Origin of the sequence: Novosphingobium sp. CECT 9465 (genome assembly GCF_920987055.1) — a bacterium.
Classification (GTDB): domain Bacteria; phylum Pseudomonadota; class Alphaproteobacteria; order Sphingomonadales; family Sphingomonadaceae; genus Novosphingobium.
The window spans coordinates 2,894,214-2,920,795 of record NZ_CAKLBX010000001.1 but is presented as its reverse complement, the minus strand read 5'-3'; the positions used below and the strand labels follow the sequence as shown (position 1 = coordinate 2,920,795).

Annotated in this window: 27 protein-coding genes; 4 read left to right on the top strand and 23 right to left on the bottom strand. The window is 63.1% G+C overall.

What is annotated here, in order from left to right; genetic code table 11:
- Positions 1–7: 7 nt before the first annotated feature.
- From LUA85_RS14275 to trbB, 3 genes are read right to left on the bottom strand one after another with little or no spacing between them, the layout of a single operon-like run.
- Complete coding sequence (locus tag LUA85_RS14275) at positions 8–289, bottom strand: VirB3 family type IV secretion system protein (RefSeq protein ID WP_231470952.1); 282 nt, start codon at positions 287–289, stop codon at positions 8–10.
- Entirely contained in the window at positions 289–621 is a 333-nt protein-coding gene (locus tag LUA85_RS14270) for a TrbC/VirB2 family protein (RefSeq protein ID WP_253073877.1), read from the bottom strand. Before LUA85_RS14270 ends, LUA85_RS14275 begins: the two co-directional genes overlap by 1 nt.
- A complete protein-coding gene (gene trbB / locus LUA85_RS14265; RefSeq protein WP_231470951.1) occupies positions 618–1,604 on the bottom strand; it encodes a P-type conjugative transfer ATPase TrbB in 987 nt (328 codons plus the stop codon). The genes LUA85_RS14270 and trbB overlap by 4 nt, the downstream gene beginning before the upstream one ends.
- 339 nt (positions 1,605–1,943) lie before the next feature.
- On the opposite strand from trbB, the gene LUA85_RS14260 reads away from it, so the two are divergent.
- Positions 1,944–2,309, top strand: coding sequence for a helix-turn-helix transcriptional regulator (locus LUA85_RS14260; protein ID WP_200859915.1), 366 nt, complete (start codon positions 1,944–1,946; stop codon positions 2,307–2,309).
- On the top strand, positions 2,299–3,618 hold the full coding sequence (locus LUA85_RS14255; RefSeq protein WP_231470950.1) for a type II toxin-antitoxin system HipA family toxin: 1,320 nt from the start codon (positions 2,299–2,301) through the stop codon (positions 3,616–3,618). Before LUA85_RS14260 ends, LUA85_RS14255 begins: the two co-directional genes overlap by 11 nt.
- Positions 3,619–3,902: 284 nt before the next feature.
- Here the strand turns inward: LUA85_RS14255 and LUA85_RS14250 are convergent, their stop codons facing one another.
- The 4 genes from LUA85_RS14250 to LUA85_RS14235 form a co-directional block, all read right to left on the bottom strand.
- Positions 3,903–7,361 (bottom strand): YhaN family protein, encoded by a 3,459-nt coding sequence (locus LUA85_RS14250; protein ID WP_231470949.1) that lies wholly within the window; start codon positions 7,359–7,361, stop codon positions 3,903–3,905.
- A 2-nt stretch (positions 7,362–7,363) separates the two neighbouring features.
- On the bottom strand, positions 7,364–8,629 hold the full coding sequence (locus LUA85_RS14245) for a DNA repair exonuclease (protein WP_231470948.1): 1,266 nt from the start codon (positions 8,627–8,629) through the stop codon (positions 7,364–7,366).
- Positions 8,630–8,910: 281 nt separating this feature from the next.
- Complete coding sequence (locus LUA85_RS14240; protein WP_231470947.1) at positions 8,911–10,635, bottom strand: UvrD-helicase domain-containing protein; 1,725 nt, start codon at positions 10,633–10,635, stop codon at positions 8,911–8,913.
- Positions 10,632–12,653, bottom strand: a complete 2,022-nt coding sequence (locus tag LUA85_RS14235; protein ID WP_231470946.1) for an ATP-dependent endonuclease — start codon at positions 12,651–12,653, stop codon at positions 10,632–10,634. Before LUA85_RS14235 ends, LUA85_RS14240 begins: the two co-directional genes overlap by 4 nt.
- A gap of 57 nt (positions 12,654–12,710) precedes the next feature.
- On the opposite strand from LUA85_RS14235, the gene LUA85_RS14230 reads away from it, so the two are divergent.
- Both LUA85_RS14230 and LUA85_RS14225 read left to right on the top strand, forming a co-directional pair.
- Complete coding sequence (locus LUA85_RS14230; RefSeq protein ID WP_231470945.1) at positions 12,711–13,253, top strand: hypothetical protein; 543 nt, start codon at positions 12,711–12,713, stop codon at positions 13,251–13,253.
- 62 nt (positions 13,254–13,315) lie between these two features.
- Complete coding sequence (locus LUA85_RS14225) at positions 13,316–14,527, top strand: restriction endonuclease (RefSeq protein WP_231470944.1); 1,212 nt, start codon at positions 13,316–13,318, stop codon at positions 14,525–14,527.
- A 248-nt stretch (positions 14,528–14,775) separates the two neighbouring features.
- Here the strand turns inward: LUA85_RS14225 and LUA85_RS14220 are convergent, their stop codons facing one another.
- From LUA85_RS14220 to LUA85_RS14145, 16 genes are all read right to left on the bottom strand, one after another.
- Positions 14,776–15,219: a CopG family transcriptional regulator gene (locus tag LUA85_RS14220; RefSeq protein ID WP_231470943.1), complete on the bottom strand. Its 444-nt coding sequence runs from the start codon at positions 15,217–15,219 to the stop codon at positions 14,776–14,778.
- 3 nt (positions 15,220–15,222) lie between these two features.
- Entirely contained in the window at positions 15,223–17,214 is a 1,992-nt protein-coding gene (locus tag LUA85_RS14215) for a conjugal transfer protein TraG (protein ID WP_231470942.1), read from the bottom strand.
- Between the two features lie 25 nt (positions 17,215–17,239).
- A complete protein-coding gene (locus LUA85_RS14210; protein ID WP_231470941.1) occupies positions 17,240–18,979 on the bottom strand; it encodes a VirD2 family relaxase/mobilization nuclease in 1,740 nt (579 codons plus the stop codon).
- Positions 18,980–19,210: 231 nt separating this feature from the next.
- Complete coding sequence (locus LUA85_RS14205) at positions 19,211–19,915, bottom strand: lytic transglycosylase domain-containing protein (protein ID WP_231470940.1); 705 nt, start codon at positions 19,913–19,915, stop codon at positions 19,211–19,213.
- A 4-nt stretch (positions 19,916–19,919) separates the two neighbouring features.
- The gene (locus LUA85_RS14200; RefSeq protein ID WP_231470939.1) at positions 19,920–20,267 is read right to left on the bottom strand and encodes a DUF736 domain-containing protein; all 348 of its coding nucleotides are present in this window, start codon (positions 20,265–20,267) and stop codon (positions 19,920–19,922) included.
- 68 nt (positions 20,268–20,335) lie between these two features.
- Positions 20,336–20,893, bottom strand: coding sequence for a S26 family signal peptidase (locus tag LUA85_RS14195; protein WP_231470938.1), 558 nt, complete (start codon positions 20,891–20,893; stop codon positions 20,336–20,338).
- A complete protein-coding gene (locus LUA85_RS14190) occupies positions 20,890–21,411 on the bottom strand; it encodes a DUF2840 domain-containing protein (protein ID WP_231470937.1) in 522 nt (173 codons plus the stop codon). The genes LUA85_RS14195 and LUA85_RS14190 overlap by 4 nt, the downstream gene beginning before the upstream one ends.
- A 73-nt stretch (positions 21,412–21,484) precedes the next feature.
- Complete coding sequence (locus LUA85_RS14185; RefSeq protein ID WP_231470936.1) at positions 21,485–22,630, bottom strand: replication initiator protein A; 1,146 nt, start codon at positions 22,628–22,630, stop codon at positions 21,485–21,487.
- An 18-nt stretch (positions 22,631–22,648) separates the two neighbouring features.
- Entirely contained in the window at positions 22,649–22,930 is a 282-nt protein-coding gene (locus LUA85_RS14180) for an AlpA family transcriptional regulator (RefSeq protein WP_231470935.1), read from the bottom strand.
- 127 nt (positions 22,931–23,057) lie between these two features.
- Positions 23,058–23,585, bottom strand: coding sequence for a DUF2285 domain-containing protein (locus LUA85_RS14175; RefSeq protein WP_231470934.1), 528 nt, complete (start codon positions 23,583–23,585; stop codon positions 23,058–23,060).
- Positions 23,539–23,823, bottom strand: coding sequence for a transcriptional regulator domain-containing protein (locus LUA85_RS14170; RefSeq protein ID WP_256448275.1), 285 nt, complete (start codon positions 23,821–23,823; stop codon positions 23,539–23,541). Before LUA85_RS14170 ends, LUA85_RS14175 begins: the two co-directional genes overlap by 47 nt.
- A gap of 114 nt (positions 23,824–23,937) precedes the next feature.
- Positions 23,938–24,210 carry a DNA -binding domain-containing protein gene (locus LUA85_RS14165; protein ID WP_231471885.1) on the bottom strand — a complete coding sequence of 91 codons (273 nt, stop codon included), beginning with the start codon at positions 24,208–24,210 and terminating at the stop codon, positions 23,938–23,940.
- 114 nt (positions 24,211–24,324) lie between these two features.
- Entirely contained in the window at positions 24,325–24,579 is a 255-nt protein-coding gene (locus tag LUA85_RS14160) for a helix-turn-helix transcriptional regulator (protein WP_231470933.1), read from the bottom strand.
- Positions 24,580–24,776: 197 nt separating this feature from the next.
- Positions 24,777–25,103, bottom strand: a complete 327-nt coding sequence (locus LUA85_RS14155; protein WP_067907051.1) for a DUF736 domain-containing protein — start codon at positions 25,101–25,103, stop codon at positions 24,777–24,779.
- Positions 25,104–25,685: 582 nt separating this feature from the next.
- Positions 25,686–26,126 (bottom strand): hypothetical protein, encoded by a 441-nt coding sequence (locus LUA85_RS14150; protein WP_231471884.1) that lies wholly within the window; start codon positions 26,124–26,126, stop codon positions 25,686–25,688.
- A gap of 141 nt (positions 26,127–26,267) precedes the next feature.
- Positions 26,268–26,432 (bottom strand): hypothetical protein, encoded by a 165-nt coding sequence (locus LUA85_RS14145; RefSeq protein WP_231470932.1) that lies wholly within the window; start codon positions 26,430–26,432, stop codon positions 26,268–26,270.
- Positions 26,433–26,582: the final 150 nt, after the last annotated feature.

Sequence of the window (26,582 nt, the reverse complement as noted above, 5' to 3'; positions counted from 1 at the left end):
AGCCCCCTCAGACGGAAAGATGACCGGGGATGCGCAGATGACGGCGCACCACATCGACGAAGAGCGGATCACGTTTGGCAGCCCAGACGGCAATCACGTGGCCGATGGCCCAGACGCCTATGCCAATGAGCCAAAGGCGCAGGCCAAGGCCGATTGCGCCGGCAAGCGTGCCGTTCAGGATGGCGAGGCCGCGCGGAGCGCCGCCGAGCAGGATCTGCTCGGTCAGCGCCCGATGAACCGGGACGGTATAGCCCGCGATCTCGCCGCCCTGATCGGCATTGCCGATCATCAGACGAGCGCCCCGCCGCCAAACGAGAAGAACGACAGGAAGAAGCTCGATGCGGCAAAGGCAATCGAGAGGCCGAAGACGATCTGGATCAGGCGGCGGAAACCGCCCGAGGTGTCGCCAAACGCCAGTGTCAGGCCGGTGGTGATGATGATGATCACCGCGATGATCTTGGCGACTGGGCCTTCGATCGACTGGAGGATGGATTGCAGCGGGGCTTCCCACGGCATGGAGGAGCCTGAGGCGTGGGCTGCGGGCGCCATCATGGCGGTGATGATCACCGCGGACATGGCTGTTGCCAGACGGTGAGTGGGACGGCGGACAGGCAGGTTCATTGGCAAGCTCCTTGTGCGGGCTGAGGGATGATGGGGCTGACGGAGTAGTCCCCGTCCGGACCGAGGCCTTCGACGCGAGCGAGTTCGACGAGGCGGCGAGAGGTGCCGCGCCCAGCGAGGACGGCGATGAGATCGATGGTTTCGGCGATCAGCGCGCGGGGCACGGTGACGACGGCTTCCTGGATGAGTTGCTCCATCCGTCGCAGCGCGCCGATGGCGCTGCTGGCATGGATCGTGCCGATTCCGCCGGGATGGCCGGTGCCCCATGCCTTGAGGAGATCAAGGGCTTCGCTTCCGCGCACCTCGCCGATTGGAATGCGGTCCGGGCGCAGGCGCAGCGACGAGCGGACCAGTTCGGAGAGCGATGCGACGCCATCCTTGGTTCGCATGGCAACGAGGTTGGGCGCGGTGCATTGCAGCTCGCGCGTGTCCTCGATGATGACGACGCGATCTTCGGTTTTCGCGACTTCGGCCAGAAGTGCGTTCGTGAGCGTCGTCTTGCCGGTTGAGGTGCCGCCAGCGACGAGGATGTTGGCACGGGTCGCAACACCGACCCGAAGCGCTTCGGCCTGGCCTTCAGCCATGATCCCCGCAGCGACATAATCCTCGAGGGTGAAGACCGCGACGGCGGGCTTGCGAATGGCGAAGGCAGGCGCCGCGACGACAGGCGGGAGCAGCCCCTCGAACCGCTCCCCCGTTTCGGGAAGTTCTGCTGATACGCGCGGTGCGCCGGTGTGCACCTCGACGCCGACATGGTGCGCGACCAGACGAATGATGCGCTCGCCATCGGCGGCTGAGAGGCGCTCGCCGGTATCGGACAGGCCTTCAGAGAGGCGATCGATCCACAGCCGCCCGTCTGGATTGAGCATCACCTCAACGACACAAGGGTCTTCCAGCAGGCGGGCAATGGCGGGGCCGAGCGCGGTGCGCAGCATGCGCGCGCCTCGTGCCGATCTTTCCGAATTGTGATGTGAAGCCGCCATCGGGTCCCCGTTTTCGTCGGGGAGAACAGGCGCTCCCCGGCTTGAGGATGATTAAGAGAGCCAGAAATTGGGCCGGTTCAACAGCTTTCGGTCGTAGTAGTACTGTGGGGTGCAAATACAGGAAAACGGCGGAGTTCCGGGGTGTTCGTGCACGGCGAGAGCCCAGGTTCTCTCCTCTTCTAGGCCGATGGTCGCAGGAACTGGTCGAATCATGGCGGGTTTGCAGAAATGACCGATATAACCTGCATGAATGGCGCTGGTGCCCGCCGTCGCGGTCATTCCATTGATTTTTAACTTTCTCCATGATATTGACCGTTATCGCGGTCGAGAAGCCATTTCATGACCGCCATAACCGGCATTGAGGTTCATATGAACGAGCATCCCCGCACTTACTCGCGCGTGACGCGCGAAGCGCTGACCATGATGGGAGGGCTCATTCGTCTCGCACGCAAGCAGCGCAAAATGTCGGAAGCGGACCTCGCGGCCCGGGTCGGCATTGCGCGCAGCACGCTGCAATTGATCGAGAAGGGTCACGCCAAGGTGGAAATCGGGCTGGTGTTCGAGGCTGCGACACTCGTGGGCGTGCCGTTATTCGTCGACGAGCCTTCGCGGCTTGCTCCGGAAATTTCGCGGATCAACGACAAGTTGGCGCTCCTTCCCCAGTCAGTGCGGCGTCCGCGCTCGGAGGTGAAGGATGACTTCTGACCGACATCAGCCCGCTGCGGCAGTTGGTGCCGCCCAAGGTCCTGTCCCACCAGCCACCGAAGCTTTCGTGTGGATATGGCTGCCTGGCGCGCTCGAGCCCGTCATCGCCGGTCGGATCGAGCTGGAGGGCGGCCTTTATGCCTTCAACTATGGTCGTTCCTATCTGGAGCGGGCTGACGCCATACCCATCTATGCGCCCGAATTACCTCTCCAGCGCGGCAGGATAGCGCCCGACGCCCCGCTTGAAATGGCCGGGTGCCTGAGGGACGGCGCGCCTGACGCATGGGGGCGCCGGGTCATCATCAATCGGCTGACGGGTCTGCGCGGTGAGGCAGCGCACAACGTCGATTTCGGCGAACTGACATTCATGCTCAATTCTGGTTCCGACCGCATCGGTGCGCTCGATTTCCAGACGTCAGCGGATAGATTTCAACCGCGCGAACAGGAAAATGCGACGCTTGAGGAGCTTCTGGAAGCGGCCGAACGGGTGGAGCGGGGCGAACCCATTCCCCCGGCTCTCGAAAAGGCGCTGTTCCATGGCAGTTCCATCGGCGGCGCACGCCCCAAAGCCTTGATCCAGGACGGCGCGGACAAGTTCATCGCCAAATTTTCGGCGACCAACGACACCATGTCAGTCGTCAAGGCGGAGTTCGTTGCCATGCGCCTGGCAGCAGAAGCGGGGCTGAACGTCGCACCTGTCCGGCTTGCCAAGGCCAGCGGCAAGGATGTGCTTCTGGTGCGCCGGTTCGACCGTGACTGGAACGGAACTGCTTGGACGCGCCGCGCAATGGTCTCGGCTCTGACGATGTTTGGTCTAAGCGAAATGCAGGCTCGCTATGCGAGCTACGTTGATCTGGCCGAAATGGTGCGCGCGCGCTTCACCGATCCGCAAGCGACACTGCGTGAACTGTTCGGCCGGTTGGTCTTCAATGTGCTGACGGGCAATACGGACGACCATGCCCGCAACCATGCGGCGTTCTGGGATGGCGCCCTTCTCACGCTTACCCAGGCCTACGACATATGCCCGCAGCCGCGTAACGGCCGGGAGGCCAATCAGGCGATGCTGGTGAACGGCGAGGACAAGCGGAGCCTTCTGGAAACCTGCCGCCTTTCGGCACCGAATTTCCTGCTGAGCGACCGGGACGCCCGAGATTTGATCGACAATCAGATCACGACGATCACCGGATTGTGGAGTGCCATTTGCGATGAAGCCGAACTGAGCGAGGTCGATCGCGGCTACCTGTGGCGCCGCCAGTTTCTCAACGACTACGCCTTTGAAGACTATGTCGATGGAGCGCCGCGACTTTGAGTGGAGGTATAGCGGGAAGGTGCACCTGCCCGAGGTCAGGAAGCGCTTAAACATGCCGACCATCTGGTGCCCATATGGTGTGCCCCGTCAGCTCTGGCGCCATATCTCCCAGGGCGCCGACCCGAAATCCCCATAGCGCAACGCCTACCTCCCGCGGGTCGTACATGTGAGACCTTCGTACGCCTCGCGGCGCCCGAAACCCTTCAACTTTGCTGCCGTTCCCAATCCATTCGCTGAAGGACAGCTCATGTAGAGAACCGACATTCATCGCTTTCTTGCCGATCTCAAGCCAGCGAGCACTCTGAGTAAAGGTCAGCACCAACTACCGAACGCGCGATCGACGCGAGGTGGGGATGGTGAGTGAAGAACAACACCTGCGTGGACTTGGCCAGTTCCGCGAGAACGCGGATCCCGGCCTCCGATCGCTCATCGTCAAAGTTGACGAAGAGGTCGTCGGCGAGAAATGGCAGGCGGATACCAGAAGCAACGGACTGCTCGACTGCGGCGAGACGCAATGCCAGAAAGAGCTGATCTGTCGTACCCTCGCTCATGGCGCCAACTTCGACCACGGTTTTGCCGTCGTCTCGCATCCCGAGCAGCCGTGGTGCGCCTGCATCGTTGTCGATTTTCAGCGCCGTGTAGCGTCCGATTGTAAGGGTGGAAAAGAGCTCGGACGCGCGCAGCAGCATCGGATCTTGGTGACGCTCGCGATACTGCTCGATCGCCCAGCGCAGCGTGACCGCCTCGGCTCGTTTCAGGATGTACTGCTCGGAGAGGACGGTCAGTTCTGCGCGGGCACGGTCAGCGTCGGACGCGGCGTCCACTGCGCTGTCGCCCACCTGCTCGAGGCTCCCGAACGCCCTCTGCGCGTCCCCATGTGCCGCCGCCGCCGCGTCTACTTCCGCGTTGAGGTCGGCGAGTTCCGACGAGAGAGTTTGTGTTCTGGCCGCCAGACCATCCGGGTCGACACCCTCGAGTGAATCGAGAAGTTCATCCAGACCCTTTCCGTCTCCGGCGGACTTAATCGCCGTCTCGGTGTCGGCAATCGACGCGCGGAGACCCCGAGCCGCCCGCGAGCGCTCGATCGCGCCAGTCAGCTCGTCGATGTCCGCTGCTCCCGTCTCCTCCATCAAGGCGGCCAGCGAATCCAGCGCGGCCGTCAACTTTGCCTCCTCGGCCGCCATCTCGTCGTAGCGGCTGCTGACCGTGGCCTGCAGGGTGTCGAGGACGGTGGCGGTGGACCGCGCGGCTGTGAGCCTAGCGCGCATCAGAGACAGTCGTTCGCCAGGTTCTATCGCAGCCGGGATGCCCACCGCGTCCGCCGCCGCACCGACCCTGCAGTCGTGCTCGCTGGCGTCCCTGACCATGCCGTCTAGCCGTCCCTTCAAGTCTGCCTGGGCAGCGATCTGGACACGCAGTTCGTCGAGCACGTCGAGCGTGGCGATCGCGCTCTCGATCTCGAGGCTGAGCCCGGTCTGCTCAAGCTCCTGTCGCCACCGGTTCGTACGCGTGGATGCGGCATCCTCGAGCCGCTTCCTGCGCCGCCCAAGCACTTCGGCATCCTGCTCAATCCGCGCTGCCTCGGCTTCGTCAAGCCGTCGCTGCTGCTGCGCCTTCTCTAAGTCGGTCCTTAAGCGTTCGGCGGAGGCCAAGGCGGGTGCGACTTCGCTCCCCAGACGTGCGGCATTGCCTTCAGGCAGGCATGAGGCGAGCGCCTCGAGGACCGTCGCCCTTCGGGCAATGGTCGCATCGGCCTCCTCGGCGGCAGCGACGGAAGCGGCGTGCGCCGATTCCGCAGCGGCCCTCTCAGTGCTCCAGGCAAGGAACCGGATTGGCTCCATGTCAGGATAGCCTGCGGCGGTGAGCCTCTCACCCCACGCCGTTCGCGCTGATTCCCGTCGCTCGGCGAAAGTCCCGGCACGAATGTCCGCCTGATCGGCATCCAGCAGCAGCTTTGCGACGCGATTGCCCATGTCGGTCAGTCGACTGGACTCGTCAGCTGCCGCGAACCTGCGATCGCTGCGCTCGTCGGCTTGAGCGAGCGAGGCCTCGAATGCGGAGACGGCCTCATTGGGAGCATCAATGCAGATTTCTGAGAGGACGTGACCGCGTAGCGGACGCCAGCGCTCATCGCGCTCGGTCCGCGCGCTCGCGATTTCATCGCCCGATACGGCCTTGCCCAACGCCAGTTGTTCCATCTGAAGGGAGAGCGCGGCCGCCTCTTCTCTTGAGCGCGCCGCGGTCGCCAGTTCGCGGTCGACCTCGGTGGTCAGGTCGGAGAGTGCCTTCCGCGCTTCGTCGACTTCGATCTGGCCGATCCTTGGGAGTTGGAGAAGTGACGCAGCGTCGCCATTCCATGGCACGAGCCGGACGAGTGCCTGGGCGAACGTGGCGGCGGCCAAATCGGCGGTCCTCCGCAGTGTCAGGCATCGGGCGTCGATGTCGACGCCAAGCGCGCGTCCTGCGTCGACGGCGGCGACCACTGTCTTCAGCTCGTCCGGCGAGCCGTCTTGGACCGTCGGCGCAATGCCTGGTGCAGTCCGCCGCCGTTCCTCAAGCTCCTGCTCGCTCTCGGATATCTGACTGAGCGCTGACTTGTCCTCGACATGCGCTAGCGCCAGTTCGCGCAGCTTAGCACTGGCGATCCGGGACGGTGGATCCGCCGCCAGTGCTCCGGCCTCCTCCCGGAGGCGCTCGATCCGGCCAGCGCGCGTGGCTTGCTCGGTAGTCAGCCGCACCATGTCGCTGCCAGCCTTTGCGACCGCGCCCGAAGCCGTCACCAATTCGTCGATCAGGTCGGCCTGGGCGAGGATCTCCGCGTCGGCAACCAGCGCCTCCATGCGTTTGGTCGCCTCGTCGGCCAGCTTAGCGGCAGCGGCCTTCGCCCTCGTTGCCAAAGCCGCGTCGGCCATCGCGGCCTCAGCCATGTTTTCGCGCTGTGCCGGGATGTCAACGGTCGCGCTGTATTCGGCTAGTGCCGCCAGATGGTCCTTTCGAAGGCGTGCCGAGGGAGCAATTCGCCGTATCCGCTCCGCTCGGCTGATCTCGGCAAGCAACTCGTCCCGCCGTCCCCTGGCGTCCTCCAGCGCGGCCTGCGCCGTCGCCACCGCCGCCTTGCTGTCGAGCCAGGTCTTCGGCCTCAACGACCGCTCGCGTATGGCCTTTGCGTTCGTCTCGAGCTCTCGCTGCGCGACGGTGAACGACCTCTTGTTGGACGCGCGTGGACCCCAGATGGCGTCCGCTTCTTCCTCAAGGCGTGCTAGCTCGTCAGATACCCCGGTCAGGCCCGATCCGGCGGCGAACAGCGCTCTACCGAGATCGTTGCGCGCCTCCATCATCGCCTTACCGCCGGCGCGCAGGCCCTCTTGGTTGAGGCTGAACGATAGGCCGAATGTTTCTCGTGTCTGACCTCGGAGCATCGCCAGCAGTGGGCCCTCGTCGATGGGTTTATCGTCAGAACCGAGGAGCGTTCCGCTGGTGGCCTTCTTGCGTCGGCAGGCCATTGTCTGACCCTCGTCTTCGAGGACGGCGCCGATTCTTAGCAACGAGTAGTCGTACATGAAATTGTAGGGCGACCGGCTTGGGAAGCCAAACAGCAGGTCCGATACGGCCGCCATAGACGTGGTCTTGCCGGCCTCGTTTGCGCCGTAGATCACGTGAAGGTCGGGTTCGCCACCGCGGAAGGAGAGCGTGCAGTTGTCGAAGTGGCCATAACGCTCGAGCGCGAGGTTGACGAAGCGCATCTCTACGCCTCCCCGGTCAAACGCGATCGGAGTGCGAGCGTCGCCGTCTCCAATACCGCCGTCCAGTTGCCATCGCTCGCGGACCGCCGCACGCCCTCGTCATCGGCCTCTTCCGGCGATTGGCCGAGCGAAGTCTGGGCGGCGATAAGGAACGGGGCGAGGTCTTCGGCCAGCAGGGCGGCTAGGTTGGGGTCTGTCGGCGCCTGTCTAATGAGAGCCTCGAGGTCGTCGCCGATCACCATCTGCTGCGCCTGTGCAGGCGGCGAGACCAGCACCTTCACCCTCTCGATGAACAGGTCCGGTGATATCGACGCTGACACCGCGCGGGCATCGTCGCGGAGAGAAGACACGCCGTCATGGAGTGCGCCGGCGTCCATGGTCTGTCCCGTCAGCGAGACCCGCGCGACGAGCGGCAGGCCGGACGGGTTGTCCTGCCAGGCAGACACGAGTGACGCGCGCATGAGTGATGGGACAGCATCCGCCGTCGCGTCGGTGCAGTCCACCTCAACACGGATCCAGCGCAGGACGTCGAGCTCGACGCGCTCGACAGTGGTGACCTGAGCATCCTCAACCGTCACGATAACGGCGCCCTTCGATCCTGTCTCGCGGATCGTGCGACCCTGCGTGTTGCCGGGGAACACGACGTAGGGGGCCTCGCTGACGATTTCGTGCTCGTGGACATGGCCGAGCGCCCAGTAGTCGTAGTGCTTCGACTTAAGGTCATCGAGGCTGCACGGGGCGTATGCGGCGTGCCCCGGTCGACCTGCCAAGGCAGTGTGGAGCATCCCAATGTTGAAGTGGTGGTCGGTTGCGTCGGGGTAAGCGAGCACGAGGTTGTCCATCACGGTTGGCGTCGCGAAGCTCTGGCCGTGCACCGCGACGGCGAGGTGGGAAAGCGTGTGCGTCTCCGGCCGCCTCGCCCCAAACAGCCTCACGTTGGGCGGCCAGGGGACGCTCCGGGTCAGCACCGACTCCGCATCGTGATTGCCCGAAAGGAGGAAGACGGGGATGCCGGCCTGGTTCAGCCGCCCCATGGCGCGGGCGAAGTAGAGTCCCGTGCCCATGTCCTTCCAATCGCCGTCGAACAGGTCGCCGGCGATCACTACGAAATCGACAGCCTCGTCGATAGCCCGCTGCACGAGATTGTCGAAAGCGGCCCGGGTCGCGCCGCGGATGTCGTCCTCCGGTAGCCCTTCATACCGCGACAGTCCACGGAGCGGGCTGTCGAGATGGATGTCAGCGGCGTGTAGAAAACGAAAGTCGGTCATCACTTACCCCTAGGCGCCGACAACAATATACCTGTCCGGCTTCCCCTCGTTTAGTTTCTAGCGACGCAGGCTTTTCAGCCGCACAAAATTCTTAGAACCGACCTTCTCGATTGTTTCGAAGAGCGCGGCCCCAGCTCTCTTCGTTTCCAACATCATAATGGAGAAGGACAGCAAGTCGTCAATATTTCCAGAGTGGGATTTGAACTAAGCGCGCCACTCAAGTGCGACCAGCTGTCCGGTCCAGCTCTGAATAGCCGTGTGGGTGCGAATGGACCGCCTCGTCAGATGTCGTGACGGGCCGTCGAGCAGCCATTCCCTTGAAGAAGGGTCTCCAATCGCTTCGCTCGGCTCTTCGGGATCGCCATCACGAGAAGCCTTTCCGCCCTTGACGCCGCAACGTAGATCTTGCGGGCGTCCTCTGCGAACTCGGGACGAGCCGCCCCTTCCAGATGATCGAGAATGCCTCCCGCCTTATTGCTTGTCAGGACGACGCACACGGCGGGGAACTCCAGGCCCTTCGTTGAGTGGATCGTCCGCGCCGGATGCGCATCTGCGGGCGGAGTGGCCAAGGCGGCCAGCAGCTCGTTGCTAGACTTCAGCCGCTGCCTGATGCCGCCGGGTGTCGCGAGTCCGGGTGCCAATGCGCAGCGGGCCTTGTCGAGCCACGCATCGGCGGACATGCCCGGCGAGAACTTCAGGGTCGCCGCAGCATCGATGATCTCGGGACGCCAACGACCGTCCTCCAGGCCTTCCGACAACACATGTCGGTGATAGTCGCCAGCGGTCTCGATCCGCCCCTGAACCAGCAGGATCGCACGGTGGAGATTGGACAGCGCCTCGCGCCGGTTGCCCAGGCTGAAGGAGAAGTGGAAATCAGTGGCGGCCCTGGCCAGGAGCAGGGTCTTGTGCACCGTGTCCTTCGAGACAGGATGCCCGATCGCCCGGGCTGCGCTCTGTAGCCTCGAGGCCAATATGGGCGCATCCGCCACCGCGATGCCATGCGCTTTTACGAGTTCGCCGAACTTTACGCCGATCGCCGCCGGCACCGATGTTCCACCGTATGAGAGGATGTGCATAGCGGTGGAATCGGCCTTGTGGCTCCCGAGCGCACGGTCCGGCACGCCGTGTGCCGAGGGCGGCCTCAATCCGACGATCGCGGCGCATATCGCCGGCGTCGATCGGAAGTTTCCGCTCATCGGCAGCCTGTCGCCATCCTCGAAGCGATCGGCGAACCTGTCGAGCTCGTCGGTGATCCCTCCGCGAAACTGGTAGATTGACTGATTCGGATCGCAGATCACCTTGACGATAAGCCCCGAAGTCCGAAGCCACTGCACGACCTCGAGGTCGTCGGGATTGCAGTCCTGCGCCTCGTCCACGAAGATCTCTTTGAAACGGGCTGCGAGGGCCTTCCCCAGCCGCTCGGCGAAGGCCTTGTCGGCAAGCCGTCCCTTCACGCAGGTGCGCACGTCCTCGAAATCGACATGCCCCTTTGAGCGGGCGGAGGCCAGCATCTTGAGTGCGAGAGCCTCGTGCTTCGTGGCGTCGCGATCCGCGTCAAAGCCCTCCTCGGCGGCGATTGCGCGGTTCAATCTTCCTGTCTTGCGGTCGAACGCCTTCAGAGGGAGCTCCTGCATCTTCTCATAGGGCTGCACGACCCAGTCGCCCTTGTCTGGGATCAGCCGGGGCGCGACGTCGCAGCCCTCCATTCCGAACGGCGCTACGAAGAACTGCCAGAGAAACCTGTCGAAGGTGCCGATGAAGCTGGGGAACAGCGGCGTCGGCAGGATCCCGAAGCTCCGGAGGCGCACCTCCAGTTCGTCGACCGCCGCGTTCGTGAACGACAGGAAGGCGACCCCGCGGCGATCCCGCCCGTCCGACAGCAGAAGTCGAGCCCGCTCGACCATCGTCCGCGTCTTTCCCGCACCTGGACAGGCGGTCACGAAAGCCGGGCCGTTATGCCCGATCACAACCTCTTGCTCCTTGGTCGGCGCGTAATCTTCGCTCACGTGGCCACCAACTGCTCGATGGCGTGCTTGATGTAGGGTGGCACTGCGAGCTTCTCGCCGTCCTCGATTAGTCGCGCCAACACCTGGGCGAAGTCGCCCTTCCGAGCATTCTTGAAAATGCGGTGGATCGCCGCAGCGCGCTCGTCGCCATCGAGCTTCATGGCGTTGCGCCACTTCTTCTTCGAGCGTCGATGTAACTCGAGGTAGGCCTTCTCCAGAAGGTCCGCGTTACCCGCCTCGATCAGCTCCGATTCCAGCGAATAGGTGCTCGTGACCGCCGCGAAGTAGTCGATCGCGCCTAGTCTGCCGACTAGCTTCTCCAAGGCCTGCTTCCTCCGTTCACCTGGAATCAGCCCGTCGTCGGCGGCGTCGTCCTCGACCTCGGAGACCTCCTCGGCTTCGTGGGCTTCCGCGGCTTCGTGGAGCTTCTCGGTTTCCTCCGCCGGTGCCTCGGTCCCTTCATCCGGAACGTCGTCGGCTCCCTCCTCGTCGTCCTTCTCCTTTTTCAGCCCCCTGTCGCCATCGGTCATCACCACGACGCGGTCGGCAATCCTTGCGCCCTCCAGTTCGGTCAGGAGTAGCGTCACGTATGGCGCGAAATCGACGCCATCGATCGGTATGAACACGGCGGACCTGAAGAGCCGGAGCTTCTCCGGGTGGTCCTTCAGAACATGGTGCTTCGCGATGGCCGGCAGGAGCAGCGCCTCGGCTATACCTTCAACGAGCAGCGCCCGTCCGCCGAACAGGAGGGCCGCCTTCGTGACATCAAGGTAGCGGTCGACCTTGCGGCGATCGAGATCCTCAAGCGGCATGTTGGCGAGAGGCAGGCACCGTGTCGCACGACGTGGTACGACGGCCGAGATCGCCTCCGCGACGGACGCCGCGGCCGCCTCGCCATCGCCATCCGCATCATGGCCGAGGACGTCCTCGATGATGCTGGCGTCGATTGATCCGGGTTCGAGCAGCTCATCCGCTTCCGCCGTCCCTGCCGACGCTATCACCGACTTGAACACCACCAGCCTATCGCTGCTGACCCAAGCTGAGAGGTTCGGCGAATGCGTGGCCACCACCACCTGTAGTTCCCCCGCGGGACCGTGGTCGGTCGGGAGGCTCTTCCGCGACTGCTCCGCCTGCTCACGCAGGAACGACAGGACCGCGGCCTGCAGTTGCGGATGGAGATGCGCCTCCGGCTCCTCCACGAGGAACAGAGTCAGGTCCGTGCTCCGGACCTTCTCCAACTCGACCGCGATGATCGCCATGAAGAGCAGGTTCGCGTAGCCGTGCCCGGAGTACCGCAGATCCTCAGGATCGACGCCGTGATCGGCGAGCTTGAAGCGCAGATCGCGGGCGATGTCGATCAACCCCTCGTCCGACGCGAAGCCGAGCGTCGCGGCCTGCCGGCGCACGCCGCCCGTCAAGGCCGAAAGGCCTTTTTCGACGGCATCGTCGACCTTCACCAGCACGTCGTGCCTGCGCGTCCGTGCAAGCTCCTTCGCGAGATCGGAGGCGGTCGTTCCCTCGAGGAAGTGGTTCAGGAGAGCCATGATGCGAGTCGGGTTGCCGGATGCGAGCGCCCGCTTCGCATCGCGCAGCGTCGGCAGATAGACGTGCCGGACCATGTCATGGCAGTTCGGTTCGGGTGCGTTTCCGTCCTTGCCGGCCCACAGCTGCGGTCTCGCCCCCTGCCGACTGCCATCGTAGCGCAGTCCGAAGCAGGCATTCGTCAGACCGGCATCGGTGGCGGCAGAGATTAGGCGCCCCTGCTGGCCTATCGAGAGTTCCGCGAAATGCGCCTCCAGCTCGAATTGTGTGGATCCGCACTGGAAGCGGACATCGGTGGGCTCGCAGTAAATCTCCCGACGACCACCCAGCGGGAGCGTCACCAAGCGAATCGCGTCGATCGCATTGCTCTTCCCGCCGTTGTTTTCGCCGACAAGAACCGTCAGGTCCTTCTGCAGTTCGAGATGCGCATCGTCGAAGGAACGAAAGTTAGCCAACTTCACGCGCTTGAGAAACATCGAGCCCCCTTTTCTACAGATACTGCATAGACGAGTGGCAGTTCATCGGCGAGAGTGATGTGGAACCGATCCGAAAGGGACGGGACCGAAGTTGCCCTCGATCCCGACCCACCCGCCGACGGTTGTACGATCGACCTGGGGGCAATCGGGATGGACGCGGAGCAACTCACAAGCATCTGGAACCAGCGCGAGATCCCGGTGATCCTTCGCAGGACCGGCAAGGGAGAGCTCTTGCGGCTGCGACTTCCATACGCGGAAACGAATCGGTCCTGGCTGCAGAACGACAGACGCACGTCGCCGGCATGGATCGCCGGCAAGCGCTGCTGGGAGATACCCAAGGCCTGGTTTAACGACTTTGTGGAACGCGCGCTCGCGACCTTCGGCGCAGTCTACGTGATCCAACCCTACCGCGAGCAGGAAAAGTGCTCGCCAGCCTGCCTGAACGCGGTCGGCCACGAGTGCCAGTGCTCCTGCATGGGACGCAACCACGGAGCCGGCAACGACGGAAGCTGGTTCGAGATATCCGAGACGTTCGCTACACGATGGGACGATCAGATGCTCGCATGCCGCCTCATGAGGACGCGCCGGAATGTCGGATGAGGCCCGATTTACAGGCAGGAGCGACGCAAGCATGCGATATCGAGCAGGCTCGGAAGCACGACATGCCTGTCGGCCATGATCCAAACCCTTCCACATCGGCGCCGACCGATGCCGAACTCGACGTTGTGGTCGCCGACCTCCAGCGCTCCATACAGGAGTGGGCGACCCGTCATGAACTATGGGTCGATTGCGGTTTCCAGACTTATGCCGATCGGATCGACGGTGAGCCTGGGGAAACCCCCGTGGTCACGATCCTTCACTTCGACGGCGACCTTGGACGTGCCCTCGACGGCGACTTCGAGGGTCTCGACATGGAGTTCGTCGAGCTGCTCCAGCGTCAGGGCTTCTGGTATGAGCGGAGCGACAGCGTCAGCGCACACATATACCTCGAGGACGACAGCCCGCTGCTCCAACCCTTCCTCGATCGCGAGAATTGGCAGTGGGTGTGCGGCCTAGTGCAACAGGACGTCGCGGACGTTCACGACGAGCTGTATTCGCATTTCGCGAAGCGGCCAGAAGATCTGCATCGCCTCACCTGGCGTGAGTTCGAGACGCTGCTGTTCCGCATCTTCCAAGCCCAAGGCTTCACCTGCGAGCTGGGCCCGGGCTCAAACGACGGCGGCATCGACGTCCGAGTGCTCCAGAGGGATCCGCTGGGCGACATTCTCACGCTGGTGCAGGCCAAGCGATACGCCCCCAGAAACAAGATCGACATGTCCGCAGTCGCTGCGCTGCATGGCGTCGCCGACGTCGAAGCGGCTCAAAGGAGCCTCTTCGTGACGACCTCCGACTACCTCCCCTCGGCGCGGAAGTTCGCCGGCCGGACTAGCATCCCCATGGCGCTCGCCACCTCCGCCGACGTGCGCGACTGGTGCAGGGACGCGAGGGACGGGATCATCCGCGACAAGTCGAAGCTGGTTACGCCTCAGGCGGTTTCCCGGCTCATCCAGCGCCTCGCGCCCAGGGATTCGCGCATCGTCCACGCACGAACAGGCTACACCGTCATCATGAATCAGTTTGCGATCGTCCTGAAGGAGACAATGCACGCGGCGCTGCTGATGGCGATCCCATCCCGGACCATATCAGACGATGGCTACGGGCAGAGGGGTCGCGAAGTGCCTGAGATCGGTCCGGCATGCCTTGACCGCCTGACGGCTGACACCGTCTTCCGCGCGAAGCGGTCAGTCCGCGACGGCGATGTGAGCTATTGGAACGGTCAGAACCTGTATTCGGCGTGGGATGGTTCCCCAGCTCTGTTTGACTTACGCGACTGAAACCGTTCCGCGTCCAATCGGCTCGGCTACCTTTATCGCACAGCCGTCCGGCTGCTCAGTTGCATTTTAATGACCGGTTCCGCCGTATGACCGGACGTTCAAGCGTGGAACACGGAATGACTTTAACTGGCCTCTCCCGGACGCAGACTTCGGCGCATTGAAATATCGGCTATTCCATTTTTCAGGTTCGAAATGCGCCTTTTCGGAGCGTTCTGATCTATCTAAAATGATATCATTGCGGTGATTGCTCAAGGCGCCGCACCGCCCCCAGCATCGATTGAAACGTCGTCCGGGATTTCCTGCCGCAACCTCGGCCCCTTAGCCAATCTGCGACCAAGTGCCGTGACAAAGGCATCGTAGCGCTGCCCTGCCTTCGCCCTGGCTGCTTGTGCTGCTGGTTCAGCCAAAGCGGGAGTGGTCGCAAGCCAGAAGCGGATGAAGACCGCCAATGTCTCGATCGCGATGCCGGTATCGCGCTCCATCCGCGCCATCCGACGATCAATCTGGTCGAGACGCTTGCCGAGCGCGGCTTCGCGGCGATCGGCGGCGTCGGGCGATAGGAACGAGGCTATAGCAGCTTCGGCGACCAGGGATTGGGAATGGCTGCGGCGCGCGGCGTAATCGGCCAGCATCGTCATGACATCGGGATCGAGATAGACGGAAATCTGCGTCTTCTTCTTGCGGATGGTCATGGGTCAGATCTCCATCCCATCGCCAAAGTCGAGCGAGGCCTGCCGAGCCACGCTCTGCATGATCCCGGTCAGCGCCCGGTTCCGCGCGGGCAACTCATCGCCCTCGTCATTGTGATCGCCGTCGATCTCGAACTCGTTAGCGATGGGCGGTCGGCTCTCGACAGGCTGGGTCAAACTCAGCTCGGGCTGGTGCCGGCGCTCTGAATCGGTCGGATCGTCGTCCTCCCTCGCATTGGCTATCGATGCCTCGGCATTCGCAGGCTGCGCTGGCAGCGGCAAACTGGTCCAGTCGTCTGGCTGAGCCTGCTTTGGTGCGGCCAAGGCAGGTGGCGACAACAGGCGCTCCTTGAACCGGGCATCCTCGAAATAGCGCGCCTTCTTGGCTCGGATCGGCGGGATGCCGGCAACCATGACGATCTCGTCAGCGGGCGGAAGCTGCATGATCTCGCCCGGAGTCAGCAGGGGCCGAGCCGTCTCCGATCGCGACACCATCAAATGGCCGAGCCATGGCGAAAGACGGTGCCCAGCGTAGTTGCGCATCGCCTTCATTTCGGTGGCGGTGCCGAGGGCATCGGAGACCCGCTTGGCGGTGCGCTCGTCGTTGGTCGCGAAACTCACGCGAACATGGCAGTTGTCGAGGATCGAATTGTTAGGGCCATAGGCCTTTTCGATCTGGTTGAGCGACTGCGCGATGAGGAAGCTTTTCAGCCCATAGCCCGCCATGAACGCCAGCGCGCTTTCGAAAAAGTCGAGACGGCCAAGCGCTGGAAACTCGTCGAGCATCAACAGCAACCGATGCCTGCCGCCCTTGGCCTGCAAGTCTTCGGTGAGGCGGCGCCCGATCTGGTTGAGCAGGAGCCGAATGAGCGGCTTGGTCCGGTTGATGTCGGACGGCGGGATGACGAGGTAGAGCGTCGTGGGACGTTTGCCATCGACGATGTCGGTGATGCGCCAGTCACAGCGCCGGGTCACGGCTGCGACCACGGGATCGCGGTAAAGGCCAAGGAATGACATGGCCGTCGACAGCACGCCGGATCGCTCATTGTCCGATTTGTTGAGCAATTCTCGCGCTGCACTGGCGATGACCGGATGCGGGCCGTTCTTTCCCAAGTGCGTGGTCGTCATCATCGCCGCGAGCGTTGATTCGATGGGGCGCTTGGGATCGGAGAGAAACGCGGCGACGCCGGCGAGTGTCTTGTCGGCTTCGGCATAGAGGACATGGAGGATGGCCCCCACCAGCAGCGCATGGCTGGTCTTCTCCCAGTGGTTGCGCTTCTCCAGGCTGCCTTCGGGATCGACGAGGATGTCGGCTATGTTCTGGACGTCACGCACCTCCCATTCGCCGCGCCGGACTTCGAGCAGCGGGTTGTAGGCGGCGGATTTGGCGTTGGTTGGATCGAACAGCAGTACGCGGCCATGACGGGCGCGGAAGCCTGCGGTGAGTTGCCAGTTCTCGCCCTTGATGTCGTGAACGATTGCCGAGCCGGGCCAAGCCAAGAGCGACGGGACTACCAAGCCCACGCCTTTGCCGGATCGTGTTGGCGCGAAGCACAGCACATGCTCCGGGCCGTCGTGCCGCAAATAGTCGTGGCGGAAACGGCCGAGAACGACACCGTCAGGACCGCGCAGACCGGCTGCCTTGATTTCATTCGGTTCGGCCCAGCGCGCCGAGCCATAGGTCTCGACCTTCTTTGCCTCCCGCGCGCGCCAGACGGACATTGCCATGGCGACCGCGACCGAGATGAAGCCGCCGGATGCTGCGATGTAGGCGCCTTGGACAAAGATGGCCGGGGCATAGGCATCAAAGCCGAACCACCACCAAAAGAACGACGGCGGCGCATAGACTGGAAAGCCAAAGAGCCGAAACCATGGGGCACCCAGTTCTGGCTGAAAGGCCAAACGCCAAGCGACCCATTCTGTCGCAGTCCAGGTCGTTGTGAGCACGATCAGGAAGACGGTGATGATCTGGCCCCAGAGGATCTTTGTGGCGGCCATGGGAGGTCCTTTCGTTGGAGGTTGATCAGAGGCCGAGGCCACGTTTGCGGGCGAAGCTCCAGTCGATGCCGCCATCGTTGCGGGCCACACCGGAGACGTGGCGGCCGAGGTGCCTTTCGAGAGCAGGTGTCCAGGGCACGAGTTGGAAGCCAAGGCCATCATCGAGCATCGCGAAGCGGCCCGAAGCCAGGGTCAGGCGCTGGCGATAGGTTCCGGCAACATATTCGCCGCTCCCTGCGCGGTGGAACGGCTTGCCGGTTTCCGCAGCAAGCTTGTCGCCGAGTGCCGCCAGTTCCTGACGCCGCAGCGTATCAAGCAGATTTCGCGCGAAGTTGACCTGTGAACCGCTCCGCTCGGCAAGCCCTTGGTTGACGAGATATTCGGCCCGGCGATCGAGGGCGTCTCGCACTTCTGCGCCGAAGCCGCTGTCCGACATTGCCGATGGTCCGCGGGCGATAGCCTGCCGGTCGAGCCAGGTCGCACCTGGGGCCGTGATCTGGCGTTCGAGGTCGAGATCCGACCTGACGGCCAGCGCAACGCGCCGGACGCCGCGCGCATCATCAAAGGCGCGCAACTCGACGATCGATCCCGCCGCACTGTCGCCAGCGGCTTCGAGGTCGGAAAGCTTTATGTGATGGGTCCGGCCATCGACACCATCGACCACTGCATAGGCGCTGGACTTGAGCTCATCATCAAGACCGCGCGCGACCAGGCGGCCCACAACGGGTTGATCGAGGCGTTCCGCCGCGAGGACATAACTGGATGTGGAGCGCTCGATGCCCCGCTGTGTCAGCGCGCGATGCATGCGCTTGATGATGTCGCCGCGCTCACCAATTTCGCGCAAGGTCGCCTCTGCCTTGCCATCGATGGTCCATTGGCCGGGACCGACCTGCACCGCGAGCCCCAGTGCCTCCAGCTTCCGCAGCCGGCCAATCTTGAAAGTCTGGAATTGATCGGGCTCCCCACCGGGCACCGGTGCCACATCGATGATACCGTTTCTGTCGCCATCGCGAACGAGTTGTCGATCAAGCTGGGTCCACCGATCGGCAGCGATCTGCTGTTCCAGTGTCCGGCGAATATCGAGGTCGGTGCGCGGCCCCAATTCCTGGGTAATGAGGTCACGCGCGCGGTCGCGCATGCCCGCCTTGATGTAGTCGCGGGCGATGACGAGATCCTGCCCATCGTCGCGCACGCCGCGCACGATCAGATGAACGTGAGGATGCTCGGTGTTCCAATGATCGACCGCCGCCCATTCGAGCGGCGAGCCGAGGTCTTTTTCCATCTGCACCACGAGGTCGCGGGTGAAGCTCTTCAGGTCCGACATTTCCAGCGCGTCGTCAGGCGAGACGATGAACCGGAAATGGTGCCGATCGTCTGCGCAGCGGTCTGCAAATGCCTTGCCTTCGACGGCGCCAGCATCCGGGCCAAATAACCGCGCCTTCTCACCATCGCGGGTCACGCCTTCCCGGCGCAGATAATCGAGATGGTTTGCAAGCGGCGCGCTGCGGGAACTATGACGGACGACGCGGGCCTTGATGACGGCACCGCGCGTGCGCGCGTTGATGAGCCGATTGGCCTGAATGCTGGCGCGTTGCCCTCGCCCGAAACGCGATGTGTTACTGGCCTTGATGCGGCCGGAACGAGAGATGCCGCCACCCGCCTTTTGCGCGGCTGCCAGAGCTTGGGCGATAAAGGGTCTTGCCCGCTGCGCGCTCCCAGAACGAATGCGGCCAGGACGGATGCGGAACTCGCGGTCATCAGCCATGGCCAGACCCGCCAATGTGCATAAGGCATATTGGAAACAAGATGTTAGACCGGTCCGGCACCTTGCGAAAAACCATCGCAGGGTGCGTTTCCCCACGAAAAACGTCACAAAAACAAGCAACCGACCGAAGCGCAACGTGCGCCCTTTTATCCTGCCCTCTATCGGTTGTGGGGACAGTCTTCGCCCATATCCCGCTATCGTGCGACAGAATGCGCCGGGGCCAAGCGGTGATCATTGACGCCTGTCTCCAGTCGATCGGGCGATAAACAGCCCTTGCGAGCCTGCCGCCCTCGTCAATTCATCGGGCCGTGGACGTTCATTGATCTGCTTGTCGAGCGGCACCGCGGATGCCGGACTCTGCTGTTCACCGCGCCCAACGAAGAGGGGGGAACGTGTCCACGCGAAGCGATCAACCATCGCAATCGCGGTTGGATTCGCGGCGCTTGTTGGCCCGATTGCGGGCATGATGACGGCGACATAGGCGCGCGTTTCAGTGGGCAAAGGTCGTCCGCGGAGCGCCGCTTCATAGCGACCCGGGCCAGCGTTGTACGCAGCGATCCAGCCGGGAGAACCATAGCGATCGAACAATTCACGGATGTAGCCTGCGCCCGCGATGATGTTGTCGTGCGGATCAAATGGGTCCGCGCCGAGACGATGGCGCTCTCGCAATTCCTTCCAGGTCGCCGGCATGATCTGCATCAGTCCGATTGCGCCCTTGGGCGAAACGGCGCGCGGCCGCCCACGACTTTCAGCGCGCATAATGGCGTGTAGCCAGGTGACGGGAAGCGCGAAGCGCGAAGCCGCCTCGGCAATGAACTCGCCGAAGGGAACGCCAGGTATCGCGCGTTCGGTTGCTGCAGATTGCGCAAGCGTGGCAGTCGGCAAAACGCATGCTGACGTCAGGCCGGAAAGGAAAAGGAGGGCAGTGAGACGCATGGCATCAATCCCGCGCGTCGCGCTTGTTGGTGCGACTCCAGTGCAGTGACCAGGACGCACCTTCAGCGCCGTCACGGAACAGATTGGCGCGGATGGTCTGTGGCAGGGTGGGATCGTCGATGATCAGGGCAATGAATGAGCCTGCGCGCTCGCCGTTACGTTTCCAGGCCGCGCCAATTTCCGGTCCGCATTCAGTCCCGTCGCCAGGATCGAGATGAATGCGATAGTCCGGAGCATTTTCGGTGTCGGAAGCATCTGCGGGCACGATGATGATTTCGCGGCAGTAGGCGAAGGTATGGATGCGCCCGATGAAGCGATCCGACTGCCGGGTGAAGGTGCCGATCTGAGGCATCGAAGTCTCCTTGGGTTGCGTTGGTGGGATGTGCGTGGGCGCGCAGCGCGGCTTGCCGGCGATGGTGGTCAGCGGGGTGTTCGAGGGGCGTCGGCGCGCCAATCGAAGTCGCCGGTGCCAGCCTCGTCGGTGTAAATGGGCGTGGCTCGACCGATCACCGTTCCCGCCGGGATGGGGCCGAAATAGCGACCGTCGAGACTGTCTCTCACAGCGGCGTTCATGAGGAAGACGCTGCCCGCCGCGATGCGACGGCAGCCCTGCCAGACAGGCAGGTTGCGACCCATGCGGTCGCGGTCGAGCGCCGTACCGAGCACCATGCCATCAACGGTCACTGTGTTTTTCAATCGGCACACAGTCTGTCCCGGCAGGGCCGCGACATGCTTCATCAAGGGCACACCTCGCGCAATGTAGCCGCGCTCCACCATGAAGTCTGCGAGCGGCCGGGGAGGCATCACGGCAACGATGTCCCCGACGCTTAGGTCACGGGACGGACCGAGGTCGTAAAGGCCAATCGGAACACTGGCCGACGCATTCCAGACCAACCGAAGCGGCATGGAAACAAAGGCTGTGATGCCAGTGCCGAGCACCGTGAAATACGTTGCCATGACGTAGCCGAAGCGGGTCATCCTTCGATCTCCCGCCGCTTGAGCCACGCTTGATGGCGCTCAGCTGTGTAAGCGCGGGGTGCCTGACCGACGCTCATTCGGTTGGCCACATGGCGCCAGTGATCCGGGGCTATGTCGCAGCCGTCGAGCCCGGCGGCTTCCACGGCATCGATGTGGCGGAGCACTTGCTCCACCTTCGGCCAACCATCGGCCGTAAGCAGGATTTCACCACCAGGACGAACAAATGGTAGCGTCTGGTATGCTTCGCTTGGTCCGACGGCGCGCACGATATCGATCCGGGAAACGACGGTTCCGTAGTCGTTGGCTGCCCATCGCACGAAAGCAAATACGCTGCCCGGGCGGTAGGAGAGAACCCGGCGTCGGCGATCGAGAAGCTGTTCGTGAACATGGCGGCCGAACCTGATCCAATTCTCGATCCGCTTTTCGATATGCGTGAGTTCAACGTGGGTCAGCGTGTCGGCACAGCGCGCGTGTGGCAACGCATGGGCACGCGCGCTGGGAGCCGTGACATTGGTCATGACGGGTCTCCTTGGATGATTGAAATCGAGGGACGAAAGGTGCTGAGACAGCGCGCGCGTCGGGGCCAATGGGTCAGCATTGCGGCTTCTCCGGTGGCACATCGAAGGGCAGCTTGGGCGCTCGCGCCACATCCTGGTCGTTGCGGTTGGGAGGTCGCCGGGGCCGGACGTTGACCGAGAGATGGCCGCGAACCGTGTCGATAAGGGTGCGCACATCACGCGCGCGCGCTTCAAAGTTAGATTCTTGGTTAGAGTCTAAGTTAGAGGCGGAAATTCTGCTTTTGCTGTTTGGGTTTAGACCTCGTTCCGGTTCCCGTTGGCACGACCCACGGGTTCCTGATGGCACGTGCCCCTCGGTTCCCGATGGCACGACGCCGTCCACAGGCTTTCCACAAGGTGCCGACGGCTTGAATGCGAGCAGCGTGCGGCCGCCGCGTTCGGCCTCGAGGAGCAAGACATATCCAGGGAGCGGCTGACGACGAACGATGTCGCGCAGCTCGAAAGCGAACCGCTTGAAGGGCGACAGGCTGCCAGACTTCTGGTGCAGATGACGCAAGTCGAAGCGCCAGCCATTGCGTTGCTTGCCGCCATGTTTGCGCACCAGGCGATAGAGCCAGCGATCAAGGCCGCCTGTAAGCCCGAAATATGCCCGGTCGATGGTCAGCACGAGCGCATCGTCAAGTACGGCTTGATAGAACCAGTCGGGGAGGATCAGCTCGATACCGTCAGGTCGGCCGTTGCCGTCCCGACGCTCCTTCCATTCGTTGATCCAAGAAAATCGGTGCCGGCGCCCTTCGGCATGCTGGCGAATCGACGTGGCCACAGTGGTCGATTGCAGCCGGTCAAAGGCAGCCTTCAGCCGCTGATAATCGCGCAAGGACGTACCGCGCCCGATGAACTTGAGCACTTCATAGGGCGTTGCAACGATCAGGCGGGACGTCGGAAATCCTGCATCGCGTGCCTCGACGATCTGGCTGGCAGCCCAGATCAGGATGTCCGCATCCCAGATGGTTGCCATGCCGTGATCAGGCACTGCTTCGACCCGGATCGTGACATTGCCGGAGGCAAAATCGATGGGGGTTACCCGGTGGGTCTTGGACAGGGAAAAGAAGGGATAGGCCATCAGGTCCTGCGCGTCGCGCGGCGCGACATTGCCGGGGATGGTGCGGAACAGATCGAGCTGACCGCGTTCCGATAGGGATGGGAGGCGAATCGCCATGGTTCGGGTCAGCCAGGGTCAGCGCGCGAAGCGGCTGGCCATCGAAACGGCATCTTCTGGATGCCACTTCGCTGGCAGCACCGTGCCGCGTGGGTCTGATGTCGAGGTGACGGCGCCGCGCTCGGCCCAGTGCTGCAAATCGTCGATCGAGTAGACGACCCGGCCACCGAGTTTCTTGTAGGCGGGGCCAGTGCCATAGGTCCGGTGTTTCTCAAGCGTTCGAGGTGAAAGGCTGAGAAACGCGGCCGCTTCCTTGGTGCGCAGGTAGCGTGGCGGCAGAACGGCGAGATCGGGTCGCATGGGTCGGCCTTTCGTTGCCCGCCGAAAATCCGGCGGTCGAAGGCCACAATGGCGAAGCAAAATTGGCGAGGTGGAGTGGGGTTTTGGGGGACCCTAAATCCCCACACCGGGAATTAGGGGGCGTCGCTCAGGTGCGGCGTCGGTGCCGCAAGAGGTGGCGATAGCCGCCCGCGACCATGGCGCGGGCATCCTTCAACAAGGCCATGATCGCGAAGCGATACGAAGACGCCTGCCATTCGTCGCGGGTAACAGGACCGGTGCGGAACAGGATTTGCGCTATGTCCTGCTGCGTGGCTCCGTCGCGCGAGCCGTCAAATGCTTGCAGCATGCGCCGTGCGCGCTGGCGCTGTTGGCGGGTCAGCCTCGTATCTGGGGGAATTGTGCGGCGGTGCATCACGGCCCAGAGGCGGTGCACGGCTTCGAGCCTGGCAAATCCATCGATGTCGAGCGGTATGACCGCCGCGAGCGGCAGGCCTTCTCGTGCGACAGACATGACCTGGATCTGACTGCCATCGCCTAGAGGAACCATTCTGTCTGCTCTGGCCGCATCCAAGTCGCCGTCTAAGCGCTCAGGATCTAGCCAGTGGTGCTCAGCACGAACCAGCTCATCAGGCGCAGCGGCTAGAACGACGACACTGGTATCGTCCTGCGCCATCCAGAACACTGGTTGGGTAGCGTGATCGATCGCGGGGTCTGCCGCGAAATCGCAACCTCCAGCGCTGACGGATGGTATCCGTCAGCGTGGTCTTGTCAGCGTCCTTTGCTGACAAAGCCTCGAAGTCCTGATTGTAGCCTTCGTTTCTGCGCAGCCATTCCCATGCAAGCGCCGAGGCGGTCATGTCCTCGACAGGTTCATAGCGTGCCGCAGACCGCCATTGTGATGCGTCTGGCATCATCCTGCTTCTCCCTCGATATCAATCGATTGCGGGAGGGGCATGATTCCGAGATAAGGGCAGCGGTGGAAGTCTCAATGTTGGCAACAGGTGATGCCGCAGCGGCATCACCGGCTAGTCGGTTTCATCTTTGCGCAGTAGTTCCTGATAGCCGCGCTCGGTCATCCACTGAGCGCGCGCAAGATGAGCGTCATGGACCTTGCGCGACCGTTCCGGCTCGGATGCAGGATCGATGCCGAAGAGGATTTCTGTAGCCTCGCGCCAATCGGCCCCGTCTCGGTGGGCATCAAGCAGCCGCAGATAAAGAACCATATGCTCGCGGTCGTAAGCCGTCAGCTGCTCGCCTTGCGGCGGTTCATCAAGGAACTGCGGTTTCGATTGGCCCATCACCGGATACCAGGTTGCCCTAAGCATGTGTGCGCGTGCCTACTGGTTCTAACATTGATCCAGGACAGCGGTGCCCAGAATTTTTCGGAGAAATGGATAGCCTGGCTTGATCCGCTAAGGCTTGGCCAGTTGCTTTCCTGATTCGTGGAGCCGCAGAACACCTTCGCCCTTTTCCGTGGACAGAAGGACGATGCCGGCTGATTCGAAGGCCCGCCGTACCTGATCGCGCGTCGTCTCATAGACCTCGAGCCCGCTTTCGGATTCGAGGCGTTTAAGCGCGGTCAGTGATACTTGGGCCCTGTCAGCGAGCGTCTCCTGTGTCCATCCCAGCAACGCGCGCGCGGCCCGCGATTGTCGAGCGGTGATCATGCATGATCACCTCCCACCGGCGCGAGCGCACACGCCAGAACTACGACTATATTAGTCGCTCTTGGCCGGATTGCCACTGCAATCCAGCACCAACTGAGCCTTGAAACGCAAGTAACTTGCGGTCCAGCTCCGAACTGATTCGGTCGCCGAAGCGGCAAAAGGCCCCGGCCGTTCTGGCCGGGGCCTCCGCTGGAGCCTCAGTCGCCCCGGCGGCCGTTCGGCCGGGACCAGATCAGCGAGTAGCCTTCGCCGTCTTCGTCGTCGAAGAGGTTGGCGTAGATCGGGGCGTTGAAGCTGGGATCATCGATCTTCAGGCCGAGGTAGTCGCGACCCTCGCCCGAGCGCTTCGACCAGGCTGCACCGATTTCGGCGCGGCCGACCAGAACCCGGTGGCTGGGGGCGTTTTCGCCGTTCGCGCGTGGGTCGGGGATGATACGCACGCCCTTGGCCTGGACGTTGAGGGTGACGATGTCGCCGGTGAACTCGTTCGTGCCAGCCTTCTTGAAGGTGCCGATGGTAGCCATGAGAAATCTCCATTCTTTCGTATTCGAGCCCGCACCATTGCGGCCTCGATGGCGATCGGGGGGCCGGAGGCTACCGACGGCGCACAGCTTGCTGCCGAAGCATCGCGGAGGACGGCGCAAAGGCAGCTTTCTTGTTTCGCGAGGAATGGCGGCTTCAGCCGGCAGGGGAAGAAAGTTGGCGCAGGCGCCGTTGCGGCATAGGCGGTCGAGGCGAAGCCGACCTTCGGCCAGATCAGCCCATTGAAGAGGCCGTTTGGAGCGGGCGCAAGGCGATCAGCTACAGGAGATATTGGCGACCTCGCGCGATCCACGAGGCAGGAAGGACGATGTTTGCCGCCTGCTTGTCCCCGCCAGTTCCGGCTGCGTTACGCTATCATCCGCACCGACGACTGTGCGAAGCCCCAGCCTGGTGGTTACGCAGGCCATCGCGCGAATGCTGCGGTCTGTTCGACTATCCTCGGCGTGTGTGCCGGACTTCGGTATGATCGCGATCCAGGTTCGGCCCGGCGAGTTCTGACTTCGCAGACGAGTCCGGCGATGCATCGACACGCTCGCCCTCTGGTCCACCGATCTCCGGGGGTGTCAGGCCCTTGCGAGGTTCGGGTTGGATCGGTCGGTGCCTGCCATTCCCGCGACCCGGGTGAACGCGGTGACACCGACAGCGATCGCGCCGATGACCGAAAAGGCTGTTTGCCACGTTTCGGACGGCATGGTGTGCTTCAAGATGCCGTGGGTCGCATGATAGCCGGCGAAAACGGCGGGTGCGACGAAGGTGAGCGCAATGAGCAGCCGCGCCCAGAGGGGGCGTATGGTCATCAGCACGACCTGACCAAGACCCAGCGTCAATCCTGCGGCACTGAGGCCGACTAGGACCGCGCCGAGCCAGCCAGCGCCAGTATGATAGGCCCAGTTTCCTGCGCTCACGCCGACAAAGAGGGGCAGCGCAAAGACAGCAAGCGTGAACAGCAACCAGCAAAAGAAGCCGATTGCAGCGATAGACAGCAGTATGCCGAGGATAATCATGGTGGTGCTCTCCCGTGAGAAATGGTCTGACGGTCGCGCCTCCACCACCTCCACGGCGCGTCGGGCAGTATAGCGAAAGTCAGGGCCGAGCGGGAGCAGAAATCGAGGGGATCTCTGCTCCGATTGGCCCGTCGCAACCCGTCAGGGGGCAAATGGATCGATTTCGGCGATGACTTCGGCGTCGTGATCGAATTCGGTGGCGGGAACGACCGAAAGGCTGCCGTCACCGGCGCGGAAAATGATGATGGCGACCATCAGGGTTGCCGCGAGGCTGAAGGCAAAGGCTTGTGCGTCGTTGAGGGACATCGGACCTGCTCCTGTTCGAAGCGGAGGCGCATCCCCCGCTGACAGGCGCCCGAAGTGACCGGCCAAGGGCTGCAATCACCGCGCTGGCAAAGCCAGTGCGGCGGCACGCTTGCGTAGTCCGACCCTTTACGGGTTGATGGCGTCAGGCCC

What these genes read in the sequence shown, in the direction of transcription:
- LUA85_RS14155 (WP_067907051.1), bottom strand. Translation starts at nt 25,103, where the DNA reads ATGGCTACCATCGGCACCTTCAAGAAGGCTGGCACGAACGAGTTCACC.
- trbB (WP_231470951.1), bottom strand. Translation starts at nt 1,604, where the DNA reads ATGGCGGCTTCACATCACAATTCGGAAAGATCGGCACGAGGCGCGCGC.
- LUA85_RS14260 (WP_200859915.1), top strand. Translation starts at nt 1,944, where the DNA reads ATGACCGCCATAACCGGCATTGAGGTTCATATGAACGAGCATCCCCGC.
- LUA85_RS14225 (WP_231470944.1), top strand. Translation starts at nt 13,316, where the DNA reads ATGCCTGTCGGCCATGATCCAAACCCTTCCACATCGGCGCCGACCGAT.
- LUA85_RS14175 (WP_231470934.1), bottom strand. Translation starts at nt 23,585, where the DNA reads ATGGCGCAGGACGATACCAGTGTCGTCGTTCTAGCCGCTGCGCCTGAT.
- LUA85_RS14210 (WP_231470941.1), bottom strand. Translation starts at nt 18,979, where the DNA reads ATGGCTGATGACCGCGAGTTCCGCATCCGTCCTGGCCGCATTCGTTCT.
- LUA85_RS14160 (WP_231470933.1), bottom strand. Translation starts at nt 24,579, where the DNA reads ATGATCACCGCTCGACAATCGCGGGCCGCGCGCGCGTTGCTGGGATGG.
- LUA85_RS14185 (WP_231470936.1), bottom strand. Translation starts at nt 22,630, where the DNA reads ATGGCGATTCGCCTCCCATCCCTATCGGAACGCGGTCAGCTCGATCTG.
- LUA85_RS14215 (WP_231470942.1), bottom strand. Translation starts at nt 17,214, where the DNA reads ATGGCCGCCACAAAGATCCTCTGGGGCCAGATCATCACCGTCTTCCTG.
- LUA85_RS14230 (WP_231470945.1), top strand. Translation starts at nt 12,711, where the DNA reads ATGTGGAACCGATCCGAAAGGGACGGGACCGAAGTTGCCCTCGATCCC.
- LUA85_RS14245 (WP_231470948.1), bottom strand. Translation starts at nt 8,629, where the DNA reads ATGACCGACTTTCGTTTTCTACACGCCGCTGACATCCATCTCGACAGC.
- LUA85_RS14250 (WP_231470949.1), bottom strand. Translation starts at nt 7,361, where the DNA reads ATGCGCTTCGTCAACCTCGCGCTCGAGCGTTATGGCCACTTCGACAAC.
- LUA85_RS14200 (WP_231470939.1), bottom strand. Translation starts at nt 20,267, where the DNA reads ATGCCTCAGATCGGCACCTTCACCCGGCAGTCGGATCGCTTCATCGGG.
- LUA85_RS14150 (WP_231471884.1), bottom strand. Translation starts at nt 26,126, where the DNA reads ATGATTATCCTCGGCATACTGCTGTCTATCGCTGCAATCGGCTTCTTT.
- LUA85_RS14255 (WP_231470950.1), top strand. Translation starts at nt 2,299, where the DNA reads ATGACTTCTGACCGACATCAGCCCGCTGCGGCAGTTGGTGCCGCCCAA.
- LUA85_RS14180 (WP_231470935.1), bottom strand. Translation starts at nt 22,930, where the DNA reads ATGCGACCCGATCTCGCCGTTCTGCCGCCACGCTACCTGCGCACCAAG.
- LUA85_RS14270 (WP_253073877.1), bottom strand. Translation starts at nt 621, where the DNA reads ATGAACCTGCCTGTCCGCCGTCCCACTCACCGTCTGGCAACAGCCATG.
- LUA85_RS14170 (WP_256448275.1), bottom strand. Translation starts at nt 23,823, where the DNA reads ATGCCAGACGCATCACAATGGCGGTCTGCGGCACGCTATGAACCTGTC.
- LUA85_RS14235 (WP_231470946.1), bottom strand. Translation starts at nt 12,653, where the DNA reads ATGTTTCTCAAGCGCGTGAAGTTGGCTAACTTTCGTTCCTTCGACGAT.
- LUA85_RS14275 (WP_231470952.1), bottom strand. Translation starts at nt 289, where the DNA reads ATGATCGGCAATGCCGATCAGGGCGGCGAGATCGCGGGCTATACCGTC.
- LUA85_RS14195 (WP_231470938.1), bottom strand. Translation starts at nt 20,893, where the DNA reads ATGACCCGCTTCGGCTACGTCATGGCAACGTATTTCACGGTGCTCGGC.
- LUA85_RS14205 (WP_231470940.1), bottom strand. Translation starts at nt 19,915, where the DNA reads ATGCGTCTCACTGCCCTCCTTTTCCTTTCCGGCCTGACGTCAGCATGC.
- LUA85_RS14220 (WP_231470943.1), bottom strand. Translation starts at nt 15,219, where the DNA reads ATGACCATCCGCAAGAAGAAGACGCAGATTTCCGTCTATCTCGATCCC.
- LUA85_RS14145 (WP_231470932.1), bottom strand. Translation starts at nt 26,432, where the DNA reads ATGTCCCTCAACGACGCACAAGCCTTTGCCTTCAGCCTCGCGGCAACC.
- LUA85_RS14165 (WP_231471885.1), bottom strand. Translation starts at nt 24,210, where the DNA reads ATGGGCCAATCGAAACCGCAGTTCCTTGATGAACCGCCGCAAGGCGAG.
- LUA85_RS14190 (WP_231470937.1), bottom strand. Translation starts at nt 21,411, where the DNA reads ATGACCAATGTCACGGCTCCCAGCGCGCGTGCCCATGCGTTGCCACAC.